Annotated in this window: 17 protein-coding genes and 1 pseudogene; 13 read left to right on the forward strand and 5 right to left on the reverse strand. The window is 58.3% G+C overall.

Translation table 11 applies throughout. The features are described from left to right. Positions 1-59: 59 nt before the first annotated feature. From fdhD to cydB, 3 genes are all read left to right on the forward strand, one after another. Positions 60-920: a formate dehydrogenase accessory sulfurtransferase FdhD gene (fdhD, locus tag C0R07_RS18910; protein ID WP_026070516.1), complete on the forward strand. Its 861-nt coding sequence runs from the start codon at positions 60-62 to the stop codon at positions 918-920. A 109-nt stretch (positions 921-1,029) separates the two neighbouring features. Continuing rightward, positions 1,030-2,418, forward strand: a complete 1,389-nt coding sequence (locus C0R07_RS18915) for a cytochrome ubiquinol oxidase subunit I (protein ID WP_017354500.1) — start codon at positions 1,030-1,032, stop codon at positions 2,416-2,418. An 11-nt stretch (positions 2,419-2,429) separates the two neighbouring features. After that, the gene (gene cydB, locus C0R07_RS18920) at positions 2,430-3,443 is read left to right on the forward strand and encodes a cytochrome d ubiquinol oxidase subunit II (protein ID WP_017354501.1); all 1,014 of its coding nucleotides are present in this window, start codon (positions 2,430-2,432) and stop codon (positions 3,441-3,443) included. A gap of 2,286 nt (positions 3,444-5,729) precedes the next feature. Here the strand turns inward: cydB and C0R07_RS18925 are convergent. The 3 genes from C0R07_RS18925 to C0R07_RS18935 form a co-directional block, all read right to left on the reverse strand. Continuing rightward, positions 5,730-6,290, reverse strand: coding sequence for a cyclin-dependent kinase inhibitor 3 family protein (locus C0R07_RS18925; protein ID WP_026070517.1), 561 nt, complete (start codon positions 6,288-6,290; stop codon positions 5,730-5,732). 95 nt (positions 6,291-6,385) lie between these two features. Next, positions 6,386-6,820, reverse strand: a complete 435-nt coding sequence (locus tag C0R07_RS18930) for an NIF family HAD-type phosphatase (RefSeq protein WP_017354503.1) — start codon at positions 6,818-6,820, stop codon at positions 6,386-6,388. A 95-nt stretch (positions 6,821-6,915) separates the two neighbouring features. Next, the gene (locus C0R07_RS18935; protein ID WP_017354504.1) at positions 6,916-7,716 is read right to left on the reverse strand and encodes a hypothetical protein; all 801 of its coding nucleotides are present in this window, start codon (positions 7,714-7,716) and stop codon (positions 6,916-6,918) included. A gap of 95 nt (positions 7,717-7,811) precedes the next feature. Between C0R07_RS18935 and C0R07_RS18940 the strand changes: the two genes are divergently transcribed. Continuing rightward, positions 7,812-8,057 carry a helix-turn-helix domain-containing protein gene (locus tag C0R07_RS18940; RefSeq protein WP_017354505.1) on the forward strand — a complete coding sequence of 82 codons (246 nt, stop codon included), beginning with the start codon at positions 7,812-7,814 and terminating at the stop codon, positions 8,055-8,057. A 432-nt stretch (positions 8,058-8,489) separates the two neighbouring features. On the opposite strand, the gene C0R07_RS19810 is transcribed toward C0R07_RS18940, so the two are convergent. Then, positions 8,490-9,677, reverse strand: a complete 1,188-nt coding sequence (locus tag C0R07_RS19810; RefSeq protein WP_146257381.1) for a hypothetical protein — start codon at positions 9,675-9,677, stop codon at positions 8,490-8,492. Positions 9,678-9,796: 119 nt separating this feature from the next. Here C0R07_RS19810 and C0R07_RS18950 point away from each other — a divergent pair, with 119 nt between their 5' ends. From C0R07_RS18950 to C0R07_RS18995, 9 genes and pseudogenes are all read left to right on the forward strand, one after another. Beyond that, complete coding sequence (locus C0R07_RS18950; protein ID WP_049399270.1) at positions 9,797-10,036, forward strand: hypothetical protein; 240 nt, start codon at positions 9,797-9,799, stop codon at positions 10,034-10,036. A 532-nt stretch (positions 10,037-10,568) separates the two neighbouring features. Continuing rightward, positions 10,569-11,312, forward strand: a complete 744-nt coding sequence (locus tag C0R07_RS18955; protein ID WP_017354507.1) for a hypothetical protein — start codon at positions 10,569-10,571, stop codon at positions 11,310-11,312. Then, positions 11,309-13,159, forward strand: a complete 1,851-nt coding sequence (locus C0R07_RS18960) for a hypothetical protein (RefSeq protein ID WP_049399271.1) — start codon at positions 11,309-11,311, stop codon at positions 13,157-13,159. Before C0R07_RS18955 ends, C0R07_RS18960 begins: the two co-directional genes overlap by 4 nt. A gap of 80 nt (positions 13,160-13,239) precedes the next feature. Beyond that, on the forward strand, positions 13,240-14,163 hold the full coding sequence (locus tag C0R07_RS18965; protein ID WP_329761816.1) for an ATP-binding protein: 924 nt from the start codon (positions 13,240-13,242) through the stop codon (positions 14,161-14,163). 1,717 nt (positions 14,164-15,880) lie between these two features. After that, positions 15,881-16,089, forward strand: a pseudogene (locus tag C0R07_RS18975) (integrase); the annotation flags it as partial. 215 nt (positions 16,090-16,304) lie between these two features. Further along, positions 16,305-17,270 carry a CBASS oligonucleotide cyclase gene (locus tag C0R07_RS18980; protein WP_026070609.1) on the forward strand — a complete coding sequence of 322 codons (966 nt, stop codon included), beginning with the start codon at positions 16,305-16,307 and terminating at the stop codon, positions 17,268-17,270. 7 nt (positions 17,271-17,277) lie between these two features. Next, positions 17,278-17,793, forward strand: a complete 516-nt coding sequence (locus tag C0R07_RS18985; RefSeq protein WP_026070608.1) for a hypothetical protein — start codon at positions 17,278-17,280, stop codon at positions 17,791-17,793. Beyond that, the gene (locus C0R07_RS18990; RefSeq protein ID WP_017355006.1) at positions 17,793-18,725 is read left to right on the forward strand and encodes an AAA family ATPase; all 933 of its coding nucleotides are present in this window, start codon (positions 17,793-17,795) and stop codon (positions 18,723-18,725) included. The genes C0R07_RS18985 and C0R07_RS18990 overlap by 1 nt, the downstream gene beginning before the upstream one ends. 135 nt (positions 18,726-18,860) lie before the next feature. Beyond that, positions 18,861-19,586: a DUF6602 domain-containing protein gene (locus C0R07_RS18995; RefSeq protein ID WP_026070607.1), complete on the forward strand. Its 726-nt coding sequence runs from the start codon at positions 18,861-18,863 to the stop codon at positions 19,584-19,586. A 759-nt stretch (positions 19,587-20,345) separates the two neighbouring features. On the opposite strand, the gene C0R07_RS20330 is transcribed toward C0R07_RS18995, so the two are convergent. Further along, positions 20,346-20,753: a DUF4124 domain-containing protein gene (locus C0R07_RS20330; protein ID WP_083298785.1), complete on the reverse strand. Its 408-nt coding sequence runs from the start codon at positions 20,751-20,753 to the stop codon at positions 20,346-20,348. Between the last annotated feature and the right edge of the window lie 634 nt (positions 20,754-21,387).

A 21,387-nucleotide genomic window follows, 5' to 3' on the forward strand; every position in this document is an offset into this window, starting at 1 on the left:
GGGACCCTGCACGCCCAGATCATCGTTACCGGCTTCCCTCCCCGCCAGGCCTCATCTCCATGCAAGCGCCCAGCCCAGTACCTGCCAACGAGCCCTGCGGCATCGCATATCGAAGAACCCTTCGGTGGCGTGGTGGCGAGCGCGGCTCAATCATGGACAGCGTTGCCGAAGAAGTGCCTGTCGCGATGCTCTACAACGACAGTCCTTTCTCGGTGATGATGGCCAGCCCAACGGATCTGGAAGACTTTGCGCTGGGCTTTTCCATGACGGAGGGAACAATTTCTGATCCCTCCCAACTTCTCCGGATTGAAGTGAGGCCATCGCTGGAAGGCATTGAGCTGGCGATGGAAGTCACAGATAGTGCGCCCATCGTGTCAATGCCCAACGACGCCACCCGCAACCTACCCGGGCGTAGCGGTTGCGGGCTATGTGGAGCTAGTCGACTGGAGCAAGTGCTCAGAATGCCTTTGCCAATCGACCGACCCACCACCTACTCCGCCTTGGCGCTACGCGTAGCACTGTCCTCGCTAAAAGGGCTACAGCCAATGAACGAGGCTGCCGGCTCAACCCACGCAGCAGCATGGGTTCTCCCGGACGGAGCTATCGAAGTGGTACGCGAAGACGTGGGCAGGCACAACGCACTAGATAAGCTCATTGGTGCAATGAGGCGCTCATCGACTTCAACCAACGAAGGTCTCGTGCTTCTATCTAGCCGTGCTAGCTACGAAATGGTGAGTAAGGCCGCCTATGCAGGCATGGCGATCGTTGCAGCGGTATCGGCACCCACAGCCTTAGCCATAGATCTCGCAAAGGCCGCAGGGATCTGTCTTGTCGGTTTCGCGCGCTCGGATGGCTTCAACATCTATTCACACCCCCAGCGCCTACTCGATTTGGAAGCTGCACACCTAGCAGCCGTATGACGCCAGATGACGCCTGCCGTGCAATGAGCAAGGATCTCCGCCGATGAAATTGCTAGGCACCATCGGAACTTGAGCCGCTAGCCACCACCCACCCCCTATTGGGATCGTTATGGACGCCCTCCTCCTTTCCCGAATTCAGTTCGGCTTTCTCATCAGCTTCCATGTGCTCTTCCCTGCCTTCACCATTGGCTTGGCCAGTTGGCTTGGTTTCGTGGAATGGCGCTGGCTTCGAACCCGCAACCCGGTGTGGCGGGATCTGTTCTTCTTCTGGCAGAAGATCTTTGCCGTGTCCTTCGGCATGGGCGTGGTAAGCGGTATCGTCATGGCGTTCCAGTTCGGCACAAACTGGCCTCGTTTGAGCCAGATCGCCGGAACCGTAATCGGCCCCCTACTGACTTACGAGGTCCTGACAGCCTTCTTCCTGGAGGCAAGTTTCCTCGGAGTGATGATGTTCGGCTGGGGGCGAGTATCACCACGCCTGCACTTCTTTTCCACATGCATGGTCGCACTTGGAACGCTCTTTTCAACGTTCTGGATTCTTGCCTCCAACAGCTGGTTGCATACGCCTGCGGGCTACGAAATGATCAACGGAGTGGTCCATCCGGTTGACTGGTTCGAGGTTGTGTTCAATCCATCGTTCCCCTATCGACTGGCCCATATGGCAATAGGGTCATTCATAACAACCTGCTTCGTGGTGGGTGGTGTTGGCGCCTGGTACCTGCGGCGTAAGGAGCACGTCGAAGCCGGCCGCAAGATGCTTGGGGCGGCTGTGATATTTGCGGCCATTACCGTTCCTGTTCAGATTTTCGTGGGTGACATGCATGGTCTGAACACCCTCAAGCACCAGCCGATGAAGATCGCAGCGGTAGAGGCTCACTGGCATCAGGGCCAAGAAGGTGAAGGAGTTCCGCTGGTCGTCTTCGCTGTACCAAATGAGAAGGAAGAGCGGAACGATCTTGAGATCGCGATTCCGCGTGTTGGCAGCCTCATCCTGACTCACTCCATGGATGGAACCTTCGCACCGCTGACATCCGTACCGGCGAGCGAACGACCTCCGGTCACGCCTGTGTTCTTCGCATTCCGGATCATGGTTGGGATAGGCACCCTCATGCTACTGCTCGCCTGGCTTTCTGCTTTCACCCTGGCCCGCCGTAAGCTGTTCGATTCCGGGGCCCTGCTGCGCGCTTGGAACTGGATGCTTCCAAGTGGGTTCGTTGCTTTGGTGGCCGGCTGGTTTGTCACCGAGATGGGGCGCCAGCCTTGGATTGTCTATGGCGTTTTGCGAACGGCTGATGCCGTGGGACCGCAAACGGCCTGGATGACAGCGATCTCACTCGCGGTCTATGTCGCTGGATATGCGTTCGTATTTGGTTGGGGCATCTGGTATCTGGTCAAGATCCTCCGACATGGCCCACATGCCCAAGACGGAAGTCCGTCGCTAGAGGGTGGTGATCGCACACCTGCACGGCCTATCTCGGCCGCTGATCAATCTCTCTGAGGAACGCTGACATGGACTCGATGACCTGGTTGCCCATCGCCTGGTTCGCCGTCATCAGCTTCGGCGTCCTGATGTACGTCGTCCTCGACGGCTTCGTACTCGGTATTGGCATTCTCGCGCCCTTTGCCGAGGATGAAGAGCAGCTCGATGTGATGATGAACACCGCTGCCCCAATATGGGATGGCAACGAAACCTGGCTGGTGCTCGGCGGAGCCGGATTGCTAGCAGCGTTTCCAACAGCCTATGCAGCGCTTCTTTCGGCCCTGTACCTTCCAGTACTTCTGCTGCTTGTATCATTGGTTTTCCGGGGGGTCGCCTTTGAGTTCAGGTTCAAAGCCCATCGCTCCAAGAGGCTTTGGAGCGTGGCTTTCGGCCTTGGCTCGCTTCTGGCCGCGTTCTCTCAAGGAGTGATTCTTGGCACGGTGGTGCAAGGCGTGCCAATGACTGGTGACACCTACGCTGGCGGGCCATTCCTATGGTTCAGCCCCTTTGCCATGCTTACCGGAGCAGCCTTGGTTGCCGGCTACGCCTTGCTTGGAGGCACCTGGCTAATCTTGAAGACCGAGGGGCGAACCCACGCACTTGCCAGGCGCCTGACCCGCCCCCTGGTGGTCGCCGTGATCGTGGCCATGGGGCTCGTGAGCAGCTGGCTGCCGTTCCTTGATCTGCGACTAATGACTCGCTGGTTCAGTGACGGGAATTTCTGGTGGCTGTCCCCCGTCCCCCTTCTTACGCTCGCCGTGGCAGTGGCGCTGTGGCGCGCGGAGAAACGCCCCACTCATGATCTTGCCCCTTTCCTACTGAGCCTGTCGTTGTTTGTCCTGGGTTACCTAGGCCTCGTACTCGGCATGTGGCCGTACCTGCTCCCCCCGGCATTGACGATCTGGGATGCAGCAGCGCCAGTGTCGTCGCTTGGCTTCAGCCTGGTCGGCTTGGCGGTCATGCTTCCTGTCATCCTGGGCTACACCGCCTGGTCATACCGCGTTTTCCGCGGCAAGGTGAGTGCGAGCACGAGCTATCATTGAGCGTGATATGCCGCCCATTCGCCTGAAGTGGAGAATGGGCTCAACTAAAGCCCGGAAAGGGCGAGTGGGTTCGGTGGCGGCCGACTCATGAACTGAATGTCACTGGACTATCTTCAGCTAAGCCGAAGGTCAAATGCCACCGCCTCTGGCCCTCGACTTGACTCAATCAGTTAGCCAATACGCCCGGCCTCCCAGAATCGTGTATCGCCCTAAGACACACAGGATGTGATGAGTGGGGCCTTCAGCCGACCCTGAATCGTATGCCTTCGGATCGAACTGACTTGAAGGAAAGTCGATGATTCACGGTGAGGTGGTAGAAGAACGCCTCACACCAACGAAGTCGCCTAGAAAGAAGGACTACATCATGTATGGGGCCGCTACGAGATAGCCACCTGACAAGAGTGAGTGGGTCCCTTCCCGACAGCATGGGGCTAAGTAGCTCAACAGTAGAGCCTCTGGCCAACGTGCAAACCCACGGCCGTACGGATCTTAACCATAGGTGGAAGCCCTCCCGCTCAAGCCTACGCCTTTCAGCAAGCTCCGCTCTGAGCTGACGCCGGCGAACTTGGCGGGCTATCTCCAAGTGTGGCGAGTACTCCCCCTTGCCATGATAGGCAACCTTCAGGACGTAGCCCCGGGCCCTGGTAGGAATCGGTGAGTACGAAGCTCGAACACGCGCAAAGAAGTACCCCGCGAAAACGGCAGTTGCGACGAGAACAACATGAAGTTCGCTCGGGGCGATACGGTATCCACTCGCGGTGAAGAACTGGACGCAAACAAGTCCATCACAACCCGTAGGAATCAACGTTCGATACAACGTCGTCCCGGGAACATACAAGAGAAAAATGAAGCCATAGGCGCACCATTTCCAGCAATGAACTCGCTGATCCAGCACCGGCTCCCAACTGAGCTCTCTTTTGGGGCGGCGCAGAACGTAAGCGCCAATGAAGAGCAGCGAAGGAACGCCCAATAGCAGCAGCAGGTCGATGATCTTCTGAATTGAGTACATGGCAGGGTACTTAGAACGTCGCTCCGGAGCTCCTGGGCAAACGGGATGCCATCGACTGGATTCGTGGCCGGGACGACCCGCCAGGAGTCTGGACAGGGCTGTATCGGCCGCGCGACATGGAACTTGAACCACTGATTCGTCCATGCTCAATGGCCTACTCGCGCTCCTCGGCATAGCACGGCTCCCCAAAGAACCTAGAACACCGCTGGAGGAAGCGACGGGACTTTCACTCACAACTCCAGCGCAGCCACGGACAGCAGTGTGGCGATATCTGAAGATCAGATAGACGCGGACTCGCCTCGCTGCTATGCTGGTGAGCTAGGCGAGCGATCTGAGAGACAAGTGGCCTATGTTGTCACCCAACCGACCCTCATTTCGCATTGGCCAGAGTTGGACGATTTCGTTCGTTCAATCGGCCCGTTCTTAGCCTGCGCCTGGTGCGCACTGGAGCGCTCAAGGACCGTAAGCGGGCCTGTTGCCGCCGAGGGCTTGGCCTCAGCCGCACTCGATACGCTTGCCTCACTTCGCGTACTGCAGCGCATTCCCATCGCAGCCCCCAATTCCGGGGCGAGGTCCTTGTATGAGCCTCTGGCATGGACCTATCAGGCCGCTTGGTCACGTCAGGACGTGAGTCTGGAGGCCAGGTTGACCAGTACGCTTACCCGATGGGCTGCCGAATGCCCGTCCACTGCCAAACGGACCTTGGGAACCTCGCTCGCAGAGAGCGAAGCCCGTGCATACCTGGCCAACCTGCTACGCAAGTATCGGCTATCTCCCACGCTGGGCAATGGCCTGAGATCGACCCAGCTCCCGGAGTGGAATGCACTGAGCTTGGGACGCAAGAGGTATGTACTGTGGGCCGGCATGCGCAACGTTGCGTCGGAGTTCCTGAAAGCTGATCTGGACGAGGAGGCCGCCCGTCGGGTACTTGATCGAGAGATCAGCAGGAGATGCACTTGGCTCGTTAGCCGAGTTCAATCGGGAGCACTTGGCCCGACTGACTTTTGCTTCGTGCCAGGCCATGGCTGGCGTCAGCCGTTGATCTTGGACGTGGCAATGGAGACGTTTATCCCTCTGGGCAGACAGTACTGGCTGCAGCCAAGTAGCGACTGGAGGCTTTAGCGGATACTCTCCGCGCCGCGTCCACTAGTGGGCGCGCGACCCAGCGAATCCGGTGTCAGCGGTCGACTAGATCGCGTAGGTATCGGTGGCGCCAATAGCCAGGGCTGGCCTTGAACGACTGATGAGCTCGCCACGCGTTTGATCTGGAAGGGCAACTACGAGCGCAGTCCCTGTGCCCATTGCTGCAGGAAATCCTCCTGGACAGCGGTCTCGATGGCACCCGGCCTGACACGTCGCACCGAGCCAATGGCAGCCTGCGCTGTTCGCTCAGCCCCTGACTGCAGTAGAAGCATCGCTGCGACAGTGCCGGCTCGCCCCAGCCCACCCTTGCAGTGGACCACAATGCGCAGGCCCGAATGCAAACTCCGAACGAGCATTGACCCCAGTACTGGCCATCGTTCGAGCAACCTCTGGTCAGGTGCTGCGCCATCCGTGATTGGAAGGCCATGCCATGAGATGCCCTGCCCTTCAACCACTTGAGGCAAGCACTCGATCCGCAACTCACTGAACTCCCACGGCTCGAGTAGCGTGATCAGGTGGCTGGCTCCCCAACACTGAATCACAGAGACATCCACATCGATGTCTCTCGCCCATGCCCCCGTCATCGCAACTTCTTGGTACTTACCTGGCGCGAAGGTCACACCAATTGCCCCTCCCCTTTCGCCAACCGGGAGTTCCGCGATAGCTAAAGGGTGGGTCAAACTTGTTCGAATCATGTCGGATCTCCTGAACGACAGCCCATTCCTATGCAGCAACCGGCGCTGCTGGCTGGAAGAGCTGCACCCGCCAACCCACTCACTAAGCACACCAACTACAACGGAACAACCAATCGTTCCTTCAGCATCTCAAGGGCCACTTCCAGGCCGGCGTCATCCGCGTCATATGGAGCGCCGAACAAAGAGACCTCAATCCAATAGCGCTCCTGCCCCGGATGGATGTAGTCCGCGTGATCGTCCAGCAACAGCGCTGCACCCAGGATCGGAGACACATACCGGAGGTCCTTCGTTGCCCCTCCCCAGAATGTATATGGCAACTCAGCGAACCAGCCTGGCGCGCTCCCTTCCTCGACCAGCAGCCGCGAAATCCTGCGGAAAGCTGCCTCAGGGACCGTGGTGTAGATGACCAGATGCTCGAAGAGTTCATGAGCGACCTCAAGGAACTGATAAAGCCCTGGGCGTGGAATCTGGCTGACAGCATTTGAGATCAGCGTCCCCTCGAGATCGAGAGCAAGGATGGTCGGTCGCATTGAGCGCTAGGATCCTCATCAGCAGTTGGACACTTGGATCTGGAGCGTTCCGCGCTGCGCTTGGTCATCGGACGCAGTTGCGGAACGCCAATGAGTCAGATATCTGAGAACTTCTCGGCTTGCTTAAGCTGATTCTCCAGAGACTGGATCTTTTCCCTATAGTTGGCAGCTATGTAGGGCTTGTCATTGAAGTCCAAAGCCGTCTGAGGAATTAGTTCGAGCTCGACTCGCGTTGAAGACGCTTGTCGAATTGCCAGTGTCGACCACGCATCATCACCTTTTACGAAGCCAACATTGAAGCGCGCCGTGACGCCGCGGCTCGGCTTGAGGCCATCAATCGATCGGAAGTCGCTGTGCACCCGCGACTTTGCCGTGGGCTGAGCTTCGCCATTGATGTAGAGCGTCGCCGCCCAGCTGGCCTGGCTGAGCGCCAAAGTTGAGCTATTCGCAATTCGCGCCTCAATGACCGGCTTCGGGCCAAAGAAGCTGTCCTCGATCCGTAACGTTGCGCCACTCGCACGCACTCTTTCTAGTTCGGTGATCGTCGGCCGCTGCGCGTTGGCCTGCTCCTGCAGAGCAAGAATTTCTTTTGGATGGGCATCCCTAATCTGCTTGATGTGCCCCCTAACCACCTGTCTTATAGATGCATTCGGGTAGGCCTTGTTCAGCTCAGCCAGATCAAGGCCGGCAACGGCCCAGTTGAAGGCATCCCGCTCATGGGCACTCAGCTCGGCGTCAATTGCGTCAATCGACGCTCTGTATTGCTCCTGCGTGCCGTCAGTGACCAACTTCCTGTCTACTGGACCGCTGCAGGCGGCAACTAGGACCGTCAGAGCAAGCAGCAAGCCCTGCCTGCCCCAGCCAGCTGCGTCGCGTCGACGTTGTTCTTTGATCATGCCCTTCCCCTGTCAATGAGAAGCACAGGATATCTGGTTTTTAGATATCGGAGAACTGGATATAGCTTCTGAAGCCGCTCAACCAGGGTGCGGCCGTGGCCAAGACAATCCATCGCAAGGAATACGCCGCCCTGATTGAGACCGTCAGAGACGCGCGCTTGGCTGCTGGCCTTACCCAAGTACAAGTGTCCAGCAAGCTGGGGCGCAGCCAGTCGTTCATTAGCGATGTTGAGACAGGGAAGCGCAGGGTTGACGTCGTGGAGCTTAGGGACATAGCGCGCCTGACAGGCCTATCCCTGGGCAAGCTCATTGCCGACTTTGAGAAGCGACTCAAAGACTGACTTTACTGAGCTAAGGCTCAGTCTTCTTCAGATGCGTACCACTAGGCTCACGCCTAGTGCCCACCCCACTATCCCGCTCAACGAGCATGCGACCACTTTGAGCAAATGGCTTCTTGCCAGTTCTGGCTACACAGGACTGGCTGGTCAAGTGGTGGCCTCCAGCGCACCATCCGAGCTAGAAGGGAAAGCATTCATAAGCCCTGTCGGCGCGCTTGACTGACGATTCCTTCGCAATAAGAGGTTCAGCGCTTCAAGGAAATCCCTTTGGGGCGACCTCTTCGTACTGACCATAGCTTAAAAGGCTCGGCATGCATTGCAGAACCAGCATGCGCATCTCCCCGCAAGAACAGTGACCTCCACCGCGCGGCTAGCGTTGATACCTCTCCCTTGTTGACGCCACTTCAAGGTAACGAAAGATCCTGGAGGCGCATCTCACGGCTCATCAACCATGGGATGCGGATGCTCAACGTCAACCAGCATGTCGACAGAACGCATGAACTTCAGAAGCACTGCGCCCAGAGGCTTGATGCGGGTGTAAGGCGAGCTTCCGATGCTAGAAGTGGGCAGGACTTCCGCCACGCATGCCGCTACCGGACTGATTGGCGCAAACTGCTTGAGAGTTGCAACCTCGCCGTGACAAACATCCTCCGGCACGTCCAGCAGCCCAAGAAACAGGTCGTCAATTGCATCTTGAGTCGGCAAAGATCCGCCGAGCTCAGTCCCAGCCAGCTGCGCGAATGCTCCTTGCCTTGTCAGATCATTCACGAAAGCAAGATAGTGCGAGTGAAACCGGGCGAAGAATGTATCCACCCCACCTGTGCGAGGAGTCACCGGAAGCATGCACGGATAGTCATCTGCGAAGAATACCCCCTTCGCCGAATTGCTACTAAACGCGCTGGAATCCGTATTGCCAAGTGGAAACCCAACATCCTTTGGCAACAGCGATCCCCTACGAAGCCTGACCACCCGCTGCTCCATCAACAGCTGGATTGCCGTGCATGCGTCGGGGCGCAATCCCCAAACAGCACAAAAACGAATAATTGCCCAGCGTAGTGCATCCCGGACATCTACTGCAGTCTCGAGCCTACCGCTGTCTATAGCTAACAGATAGTTACACGCACACAGGCCTATCGCGTCCAAGGAGCCACCTTCGGCCACGTTGAACATGGACTCCAAGGCATCTACCCGACTTGGCGCATAGCTGCTGAGGCCAGGGAGATTGTGATGAGAAGCCACCAGGCGTTCGGTGATGGACGGCATCAGTAGCCCAAGACGCTCCATTAGTGATCGACGTACGCCCCGCAATTGCTCCGCAGTGGGAGCCTCTGTGCTGCAGATCATCCAGATCGGATGCTCGAAGGCCTCCTTTGCAGCCGCGAACGCTGGATCCCCATGCACCGAGTCAATCAAGTATCCACCAGGACCGCGTAGCTTCCCTGGATGATGCCCCTTGCTGAAGAACCGGTAGAAGGATCGGGGACGACCGTTGGCCGCTTGCGCGTGTATATCGAGCCCAACTCTAGGCAAGAGCAACTGATCAAGATCATCCCAGGTCAGTCGATCGCCATGCAGCCTTCGCACAACGCAGGCCCACACGCTATTGCGGACGACCAGCGCCACGTCTGTTGGAATCTTGCCACGAGGCATACTTATGGATCTTCTGAAGCGGGACTAAAGAATCCCCTAGAACTGGCTGCAATTGTGCATGATGGGGTCCAACGGTAGCTAGGAGTTGCGTCATGCCTATCCAGAATCCAGAAGCAGCAGTCTCCACCGAACTCAGTCGCGAGCTGCTAGAGCGGCATGGGGAGCTCATGGGCGGCAGCGACCTCCAGCGGAACCTTGGCTTTCCAAACGGCCGCACCTTCGGCCGAGCCGTCCAGCGTGAACTTTTGCCGGTTCGCACCTTTCCGCTGCCAGGTCGGCGGGGGTTGTTCGCCAAAACGCGAGATGTCGCTGAGTGGCTGAACTCGCTGTAATTCCTGAGCACGCGAGCTGAGGCCGAAGCCAAAAGGCCCGCACCACTTCTGATCTGCTGAAACTCACCTAGGCGCACAGTGCGCCCCTGAACGGCTTGACGCCAAAACTCCAGCTTCAAAGGAGGCATTTAGCCCCCCAGTTCATCAAATCTCCGACCCCGGAAATGAAATCGCCCCCGCAGCAACGGGGGCGATAGCCTCTCGCCGGAGCGAGAGGGGGTGAAGCTCTACGATAACGTATGTAGGCTCCCGCAATTCCGACTTCGTGTCAAGCGGCAAAGCTGCTTGAGCGGGCATCTGCGCGCTCCGACTGCCATCGTATGGCAATCGGCACGGCACCCCATGCCCGAAATCCCCAATGACCCTGCTGGCCATTGCCGCCAGTACCGAGCCTCATTCTCCGAGGCCAACCGGGAAGTCGATCGATGAAGATCCAACACTCAGCTGACCATGCATTGAGTCATCCCTCAATCGCGATTGCGCAGCGCCACTCCTCGACCATGCGAACTGCAGTCATCCACAAGGAGGCAGCATGAGCAACCACGCGACCAATCCCGTGAGCCCGTTCCAAGGCGTAGCGTCTGCACGCGCCTCCGACCCGCTCCACAATGGGAAGGATCGACCGCTGGCCCCCCGTGAACTAACCGCTGGCCAGATCAAGAGGGGGGACATCTTCACCTTCTTTAGCCCGAAAGAGAACCGGACGGTTACCGTACACGGCCCCCTGCAACTCGCGCTTCGACTGCAATTGGAGTTTGATCCATCAGTGGCGGCCGTGACCGAGAGGCCTCGGTCCATCCCGGTAGGACTTGACAGCATGGAACTCCATTTCTGGTTTCAGAGGCGCGGAGGCCAGGAGATCTATGCAAACGTCATTCCGAATTCGCAGACAGTACCCGGCGTGGATGGCAAGCGTCGTCCTCGCGAGCTGGACCGGCTTCGTTCAGCAGCCAAGGATGCAGGCATCTCTTTGTGGCTAATCACGGAGGACGAACTCAAGGCGCCCGGCGGCAGGAATGAGCTCTGCTACCAACTGCTCGGGTTCTGCCAGTCAGCCAAGGATCTGGGGAGCAGCCTGGCGTTGCGACAGGAAATCGCCGCGACCATCGAGCGAAGCGGCAGCATCAGTGCAGATGAACTCATCCATGAGCTCAGGCACCACCCTCGAACTCACATTCAGGGGGTCGTGGCTGAGTTGCTTCACGTCGGATTTCTGGCGACCGATGCATTTCCTCGAATGACGGGGCGATCAAGGATCTGGAGGGCCGACCCATGAGTTCCAAGTTCAATGCCGTCGACCTCGAGTCGATCCGGGCAACTCCAAGGCCAAATGGGATCGTACTTCCAGCTGATCAACAGTCGGAATTTCAAGCCCGCCTGTCAGCACTCACCAGCGTCCTTGATGGGGCAACCTTGGTCGACGCAGCCCTTCGATGGGGCGTGCCGCGAAATACCCTCTCTCGAATGATCCGGACCGCACTGCTCTTCGACGAGAGCGGTCATCGAGTCGGATACCGAGCCTGCATTCCCTATGCGCGATTCAGCGTGTCAGATCGCAACAACTCGGTCGTCCCCGATAGTTCACATCCGTTCGCCATAGATGCTGTCCTGCAAGCGATCCCCGAACTCGGCGATGCAGTCGCAAGATTCAAGGGCGCCTTGCCAACACAGTCCAAAAGGAGCCCCGCGTTCGACAGGCTGCATTCCCAGTTCGTGAAGGTGCTGACTGGGAAGGGCTTTCAGGCCATGTATCCGCTCAACATCCGTGACAAGGGAAGACGAGCACTGACCTCCCTCATAAAGCGCATCCGAGGCACAAAGAGCGAAAATGAGATGCTCTTGGCTGCGGATGAGCCTACTTCCACCCGAATCGAGAACCTACTCAGCATTCGGCCATTTGATCGAGTTGAGTACGACGAGCATTCCGTCGACATCGACGCATGGCTGGCCATGCCGATGGCGGACGGCTCATTCCGGCTAGAGAAGATTAGTCGGATCTGGCTACTGGCAGTTGTTGATGTCGGGAGTGGCGCCATCCTTGGTTGGGAAATGGTGCTTGGCCGGAAGTACGAGCAACACGATGTAGTCAGCCTGTTCGCGAAGATCATGAGCCCCTGGCAACCAAGGGATCTGAGCACGTCGAACTTGAGCTACTCGACTAGTGCATGGATGCCGTCGATCTACCTAGTGGATGAGGTAGTGATGAGAAGCGCAATGATCGCAATGGACAACGACTCATCCCATCACGCCAAGATGACAGTCCGAAATCTCATTGATCATCACAAGGGAATCCTGCACTTTGGACGATCCGGGATGGGCGAAGGTCGCCCCTACATCGAGGCTCTATTCAAGAAGATTGAGAATGGCCTGCTGCGCCACATCGCCGGCGGCTTTGCTCCCGCAACGCAAGTGAATGAGCGTCAAGTCACTACAAAGCTTGACGGGAAAGACCACCCCATTCTCCTGGAGGTCTTGAAAGACCTCATTGACACCTATGTTACCTCGCACAATGTGACGAGCCGGTCCACTCGCGAACCCAGGTCGCCCAAGCGAATCATTGATGAGCATCTGGCATCTGGGGAGTGGGTGTGGCATGCACCTGGCACCGAAGATGACGTGAGAAACATGACCGTTAGGCGGATGAAGGTGACCATCAGAGGCTCCAGAAGGAGTGGTGTACCTCCCCTCGTCTATCTCGACCACGCTAGGTACAGGTCACCAACACTGTCTGGACAGTGGCACCTGATTGGGCAGTCATTTGACGCAACCTACGAAGACTGGCGAGACATTCGCAAGCTGACCCTCTGGAGAGGCGGTAAGCGTGTACTCACACTTCACGCTCTCGCCCCATATGCGAGCGTGGCCCACACGCTGTCGATCAGGAAGCGCGCGGCACGCTGGGCGAAGAGCGACGCGTCACGGGAGCCCGGTAACTACTGTTTAGCCGACAACATTGAGGCCTATCACGCAGCCGTCCGATCGGCGGCCGCTGGCGTCAGGGACAGCGCCTCGCTCATGGCAGCTGGCGATGTGCCCAAGCCACCTTCCACGACCAACAGTCAGGGGCAAGGCTCTCCACTGATGGGAATCCGCAGGGCCACGTTCAACACGAGGCTCCGCTGATGAAGGCCCCGGCGAGCCTTGAGAACCACCCAATGCACGCGCGACATCGCCCCAATATCCAGACTCTCCCCTTACTGCGAATGGCATCTGGATTCGCCACGTGCCTGGAGTATGGGCGGCCGAGCCTGAGGATCATTGGCGATGGCCGGTGTGGGAAGTCAACTGCCACGCGAATACTTGAAACCACCACTTCTTGGCGACCATTTCCTATTGGATTCCTCCGGATGGTCGTCGGAAAACCGACTACCCCTAGCGAAGGCAACTTCTTCCGCGAGGTCATCCTTGGACTGGGCATGAGGGCAACAACCGTAGCCAGCCCACAGGATCTCCTCCTCAGGATCATCCGGGCAATTGAGCAGGAAGCCGCTAGAGCATCGGCCGACGTGGTCGTGATTGCGATCGATACGGCTGAGCAGCTCACGCTCAAGGACTACGCCCACCTTGCAAAGCTTCAGAACCACTTCCTCGGATCATCAGTGCAACCGTTCTTTCTCTTCATCCACCAGAGCAACAGCGTGATTGGAGGCGCAGACGATCTTAGTCAGCTGGCGCCGCCACATCTGTATGGCCGATTCTTTGTCGACAGCCATCCTTTTACCGGGCTTCTCTGGGACATCCCGACGGAGGACGCTGACGTGCAGGACGCATGTGATGTCGCCTTGGCATTTCGCCAGCTTGACCAAGTTATGAGGTGGCCGGACGAGGGAGGAAAGACCTACACCGAAGCATTCGCACCCTATGCTTACAGCGTTGGCTGGCGCCTTGAGAAGGAGACCGAAGCGATACGCGAACGAATTGAGAACCTTGCCAATCAAGGCAACTATCCCGTTCCCAAGGATTGGCTCATGGCCTCCTTCAACCAGTTTGTCTACCACCTACTCACCAAGATCGCTGCTGGGCGCAACGATTTCGAAGGGCTTACTACCCAGCACATTGATGAAGCTCTCCTGCGCAGCGCATACGCCGGCTTCGAAAGCTCAAGAAATAGGGCCGTAGGCAAATGAGGAGCGGCGCTCAGCTGGTCGGCGGCAACCTCCGACTTGTTCCATACCAATCGGCTTTTGGCTGCGTCGCGAGGCTATCGCGACTGAACCAGGCCAGGCGGGTCACGGAGTACTCACAACTCCTCGGAATCAAGCCAAACAGAAACATCAACCTGCTCTTGAGCCTGACGACCTCGCAAGTACAACAAGAGGCACTCTCTACAACCCTTGGGATCGAGACTCCGCCCGAGTGGGACTTGGCGGCGTGGTATCCGTTCATGACGGACGACCCGAGACTGCCCTCCCATCTCAGGTTGAGGTACTGCCTTCCTTGCATCAGACTCGGGTATCACACCACACTGCATCAGCTGCCCTGGATTTCCACGTGTCCCTGGCATGGCGTTCGCCTGCGCCAGAGTTGCCCACGATGCAATGGATTTCCGGTGACAGTCGCTGGCACGCCCACGAAGTTGCTCACCTGTGCGTGCGGCTTTGACCTTATGAATGAGTCGGCTTCCGCCTTGCAGAGACACCCCCACCCCAATGCCACGGCGTATCTACAGGCCTACCTCAACTGGTGTGCGGAGCAAAGGCGTACAAGTCGGCTGATCGTAACTCCAGGGGTACACGTTGATCCCAGCAGGATTTCCAGCCTTGTGGACCTTCCTCCTGGCCTGGCGCTACGCCAGGCCAGGAGGGTCTGCAACGCTAAAAGGTACAGGCTCACGACACACCCAGATCAACAATCACCACCAGCAGGCGCAGATACAGCACTACGTGCAAACCATACGGGCTCTGAGGACGACTCAGGCCCAATCCTCCGTTACATTGACCAGAATGCAGCCAGAGGTTCCCGACGAGGTCGATCAGATCAGGCCTTTAGCCCTCAAGGCGAGCGAGTCGCCGGAGCTCGGGATCAACCGGCTCCGGATGGATGGAGCAGCTACGCCGCGACCAGGCCAGGCGGGCGCTATCGAGTGATTCACCCCAACTATTTGAACTTCGTAGATGAGCTCCTGGGCAAATTCAGCCATTCCAGCCCGCAGCGGGTGAGCAACTCGGGATTGGGACTACGAGTGAGACTAGCGGTGCTCGCCCAGGGCTACGCGGACGGCATCCTCCTCTCGGAGCATGAGGGCAACTTGAGCGCGCTTCCGGAGCGTTATAGATCGCCCAGTCCCATTGCGCTTTTGGATACGAGCCATCCACACGAATTGCGCGTGGCGTTCGGATAACGCAACCCTAAGCAAAGGCATCGATCGCCCCACCCTAAACTTCTGACGCACAACTCAGCTGCCGAGATAGAGAAGCCGCCTGTTTGCACCTGGAAATGGGCGGCACCCATTTATTCGTAGCATTTGCCAACAACAGCAATCGAATCCACGCCAGGGCCAGGCGCCTTCAATCCGTGATGCTGATGCACCAGTCAATGCCAGATGGCGCCATCGGGCAGAGACTCTGGCTGGTCTACCATCAGTAGATAGTCAGGAGCAAGATGACGCTGAGGGTTCGGCGCCGCGCGATAGGCCTGAATGACGTACTGGACCAGCGGGACTTCCACCCCAAACCGAAGACCTTAGGTGCCCCGCATGTACTCCTCGCGCACCATCTGCCGTTGTGCGCCAGTCAGTTGCGGATACTGCCCACCGCTAGGATCACCGATGACGCGCTGTCCTGCCGCGTGCGGGCACCCGGGTTGACTTGGCGATAGGCGCCCCACACCACCGCCGTGGTCATCCAGCACCGCGCCGCACTCGCCGGCCTGGAGGGGACTTCGGCGGACACAACCTGCGCTCGGGCTTCATCACCGAAGGGGCGCACCAAGGCTTGGCGCTGCCCGCCCTGATGGCGAATACCGATCACCGCTCGGTGGCCAGCGCGGCTGGCTACTTCCAGCAGGGCGGCGCCCAGCACAACCCGGCCGCACGGCTGCTCGACGCGGATTGAGCCCGTCCCAGGCGCGCCGCGTCCCGGCACCCACCCACGCCCTTGAAACTGTGAAAGCCATCCCAATGTTGATCGGGAGCTATCAGCTTTCCGGCCCGTGATCGGGGAAGAGTCGCAGTTCCTGCGACAACGAGCCGGCAAGTTGGCAGCGGGGAAGTCGCAGTACCACCTCACCTATCCGCCGGTCGGCACGCGCCCGGCTTGGAGATCGATGCATGGGAACGCAGCACGTAGGCCATAGGGAGCTTGTCAATTTTGCCGACGATCGGGTCAATCTGCCACGCGATAAAGCCAATGAGCTACGCGCGCAGGCGCGTGGACTGAGAGAGCGTCTGGAGACCTACCTAGGGCAGCACCCGGATTTCACCCTTCGAAAGATGATCCTTTCGGGAAGTCTGGCAAAAGGCACCGCATTGCGGTCGCTCAACGACATTGACGTGGCCTGTTACATCAGTGGGGCAGACGCCCCCAAGGACATTGGGAGGCTGCTGGAGTACTTGGCAGAGCGGCTTCGAAAGGCTTATCCAAATTTCAAGCCCGAACAAGTCAAGCCCCAGACTTACTCCGTAACAGTCTCGTTCCAAGGTTCTGGGCTGGATGTGGACGTGGTGCCGATCCTCTATGACGGCGATCCTGACTGGTATGGCAACCTAGTCAGTCAGGATGATGGCTCGTTCTTGAGAACCAGCATTCCCCGGCACCTAGAGTTTGCCAAGCGGCGTAAACAATTGCAGCCTTCGGATTTTGTGCAGGTGGTGCGCTTGGTCAAGTTCTGGGCAAGGCGCATGAAGACGGAAGTTCCCGGCTTTCGTTTCAAGTCCTTCATGATCGAGATGATCCTGGCAAAGCTGTGCGATGAGGGGCGTGATTTCTCCAACTACCCCGAAGCGCTCCAGCACTTCTTCACCTACGTGGCGCAGAGCGGCCTTCGCGAACAAATCGCATTCCAGGATTACTACCCTACCGCCATTATCGCCGCCTTCTCCGAGCCTATGCAGATCATTGATCCGGTGAACGAGAAGAACAACGTGGCCAAATTGTACGGTCACGCGCAGGTCGATGCCATTGTCGAGGCGGCATTGGATGCCGGCGACGCGATTGATGCGGCACTGGCTGCACCGACCAAGCAGGAGACCGTGCGCTACTGGCAAAAGGTCTTCGGCTCTTCCTTCCAAGCGTGAGGGCCCTATGACTGGCAGCTACACACAATCAAGCACCAGCACCTTTACGATCACTCATGCCCGCCACATGGCAGCGAAATTGGCCGCCGACCTCAAGCGTATGCAGCGCTTCTATGGGGCGCCCAGCGATGACAGAATCGCCGCTTATGAGACCGAAGTGGTTGAATTGTTGAAGGCCGGCTATCTGGACACAGTCACCTACGGTTTCAAGCGGGGTGATAACTGGATCGAGCCCACACTGCGCTACACCGCAAAAGATCTTGCAGGCATGTCCGGAATCGATGACGATCCCGGCAAGCTCCGCCCAGGCGCAGATGTATCCGGGGCGAGCTTCTACAACTACCTGACGTATTCCTCTGCCTGGTTCACGCTGTCGGCTCCTCAGCGGGAGTCATTTGAAAAGTCGCTTCCATTTCAGCGTACCGGGGCAGCCGAGCCTGGTATCAGCGGAAGCCTGGTGTCTGACCGCAGCTACTCTGCGGGTGGCAAGGCACTCGACCGCCTCAGTGTCAGGAGCTACTAATGCACTCAAAGCCAACCCTTGACGAGTTGTTTGATCAACGTCGCATCTATCCGGACATCGACGCCCGCACCCGATTGGATCGGCTGATTGGCGTGGACGATCAGAAGGCTCGCTTGTCGAAGATTCTCGGCCTGCTAGTCCACCCAGCTGGCCTGGAATTGTGGGCCAAGCGCCATCACCCAGGTGCCGCAACGCTGCTTGATTCCGTACTGCGCCGACCTCCTTTGGTCATTCTTTCCGGTGACGTCGGCTCTGGCAAAACCGAATTGGCAGAGACTATCGGTGATGCCGTGGCGCGACAGGAGAAGATTGATATCACCTTGTTCCCGCTCAGCCTGGCCACCCGAGGCAAGGGACAGGTTGGCGAGATGACCCAGCTACTCACCACAGCGTTCGACTACGCGCTGGCAGAAGCGACCAAATTGCAAGGTCGCGGAAAAAGCACCGGAGGGGTCATCTTGCTGGTGGATGAGGCCGATGCGCTGACCCAGTCTCGGGAATCGGCGCAGATGCACCATGAGGATCGAGCAGGGGTCAATGCCTTCATCAGGGGTATCGATCGTCTGGCGCAGACGAAGGTGCCCGCCGCCGTGATCATGTGCACCAATCGCCTCAACGCGCTGGATCCGGCCGTACGCCGTCGCGCCGCTGACATTTTGACCTTCAACCGTCCTGATTCAGCTCAGCGACGCTACGTCCTGGAACACCAGTTGCGACCGCTGGGTCTATCCTCCGTGCAGATCGAAGGGCTGGTAGAGGCCACTGGAGCGAAGGATGGACAAGAGGTCGGCTTCACCTACTCTGACATCACACAGCGGTTGATCCCCTCGATCGTACTAGATGCTTATCCAGACCGATCGATTGAGAGCAAACGCGCGCTTGAGATTGCTCGCCCAATGCAGCCAACGCCGGCGTTTCAGGATCATGGCTGAGATGCCTTCCCAGCACGCGCCGGGGCGCCGCTGACACTGTTTCGTGTGGCACAGCTGGCTGCCCCACCCCAGTCGCTGCTATTTCACATTGTTGACCAGGCAAGCGCCTGCTGCTGAGTGTATGGAGGTCCCAAGATGTCCCAATGGTCACTTTCACAGCTGCTTTCTTCATTGCATGAGGATGTTCAGCTGCGCCTTGCCACTGTCCGGAAGACGTTCAATCACCCAGGGTCCAAGGGGGATGCCAGTGAGAACGTGTGGATCAGCTTGCTGGATACCTACCTACCAAAGCGCTATCAAGCTGCGAAGGCACACGTGGTGGATAGTCAAGGAAATTTCAGCCAGCAGATTGATGTGGTGATTTTCGATCGGCAGTATTCACCGTTTATTTTCACCTACGAGGGTGAAATCATTGTTCCTGCCGAGAGCGTCTATGCGGTGTTCGAAGCCAAGCAGACAGCGAATGCAGAGCTGGTGGCGTACGCCCAGCAGAAGGTGGCAAGCGTTCGACAGTTGCAGCGCACTAGCCTGCCAATCCCGCACGCGGGTGGGGTCTATCCGCCAAAGGCCTTGATGCCAATTCTTGGCGGGCTGCTGACCTTTGAAAGTGACTGGAGTCCAGCGCTTGGGCCCTCCCTGGAAAGGGCACTGACCGCCAATCCCGGCGACGGGCGCTTGGACCTTGGCTGCGTTGCTGCGCATGGTCACTTCTTCTTTGACCATTCCAAGGATCGCTATCTCTTTGTGAATGAGAACAAGCCCGCGACGGCGTTCCTCTTCAAACTCATCGCCCAACTTCAGTTCAGTGGGACCGTACCGATGATTGATGTTGAGGCTTACGGCCAGTGGCTGACGAAGTGATGGCTTGGTCATGGCAGCTGTTGGGCGCGACATGAGGCATGCCTGCCCGGGTACTCCGCGCTGTTTAGCGAGGAAGCTTGCCTGAGGGAGACGCCTCTAGGCTTCACGCGCTTCGTGCCCAGCTCGAGGTGCACCGAGTGAGGTCGCTGCCTTCCGGCCCGGAGCACGGATGTTTCAACTTGGGGCGTCGCGCGATTAGCTTGTGCACAATCAGCGTCAGCGGGCCAGCGCGAGGCTGGCTGAATCTCTAGCGATGCCGCGACTATCCCTTCCTCCGAGTCCGAGTCCGAGCCCCACCTCGACCACGTGGCGGGGCCGACCTAAAGGAAGAGGTTCGCAACCTCCAATGGCCACCTCGACTGCTGCGAGAGCGGCTCGGCCACAATCATCGATAGCCTGCCGGACAAGAGCATTCCAGTCCCCACAGCATTGATTACGCTCGTTTGAACTACGCCGCCGGGCACAGCCGCTCCATTGGCTTTGCCTCAAATTAGAAGCCGTGCATTGGCGCCGCACCAAATTCATGCACTAGCGTTGTGCAATGTCCAACTACACAGCATTGGCGCGCGCGCGATTGTGGTGCAACACCGCATCGATCCATTGATTAATCAATGAGATACAGAATCATAGTTTTGCGCGTGCAACACCGAGGTTCCAAGGACAAAGCGAGCATTGATGCATGTGCCAGGACCTGGACGGCGACCGCATGACCCCCGCGGGTTGAAGGCGTATTCGCAGGGGCACAGCCCCTACATCCCGTCACTTGCAGGCGGCGTAGACCTGATCCTCCATCTGGCGGCTGATTTCAAAGGATCGATTCACCCCGGCCGCACGATACACCGCGTCCCGTCGATCTTTCGCCGCTTGGCAAAGCCCCGGGTCTCTATACTGACTGACTACTGCGCCGCTGCCACCGCTTCGCGCCGGAGCCTGATACGAGCGCCCTTGCGCCCGGATTCGATTTTGTTGGCGGATGCGCTCCAAGCGGGCCTGATTGGCGTACGTCTCAGGCTGCGGAGTGGCGTCCCACGACTTACGCGGCGCGCCATTAGGGCAAGGCGCCGACTGGTAGGTTGTCTTTCCGCCCTCAATGCATTTATGCACCTGTTGCGCAGATGCTGAGCCAGCAACCATTGTTGCCAGCAATAGAATCGCCCTAACGTCCATGTAGCCCCCTATAGCTGGGGCATGATAAACCTGCCTAGGCCGGAGGTCACGCTGAGGTCGCAATCATGACGCGCTCTCCTGCGGCGATTCGCACACCGTAAGCCTCAGCCGTGACACGAAATCCCATGGCGCGGATCTGCGTCATTCCAGCTGCTCGATAACCTTATTGCCATCGTTGGAAATCTACTAAATCCACGCCCTTTCACCACTGGACACAGTCGCCAGGATGCCAGGACGAATGCGGCATCTATCGCCAATTTCGGCGATGTATACGGCTGACGACAGCTGTTACCTGCTCCACCCCGCCTGCTGGCTGATGGGTGGCACCACGAACTGCCATGGCCGCCAATACGTTCTTGCCGCCTTCCTCGCAAACCTCAGTGTTTTCGGCACCCGGCGCGTACCCGTCATACAGTGGGAGAATTGCAGGGTCGTACCTAAAGGGTTTGGCCCCTACCCGCTCAAACTTTCCGGGAGACATGCGCATCCCGAACCTAAGCTGCCTCTAGTTCGCTGAATATCTGGAGCGGAATCCGCACCAGTAGCAAATTGCAAAGCGGGCACCCGCTGCTTCCGGCGATACCGCCCGGGCAGTGGCGCTACCTGCTGGTCGGCGAGAAGTTCTGGGCTCCAC

The organism is Stenotrophomonas bentonitica (assembly GCF_002887735.1).
Taxonomy (GTDB): domain Bacteria; phylum Pseudomonadota; class Gammaproteobacteria; order Xanthomonadales; family Xanthomonadaceae; genus Stenotrophomonas; species Stenotrophomonas bentonitica_A.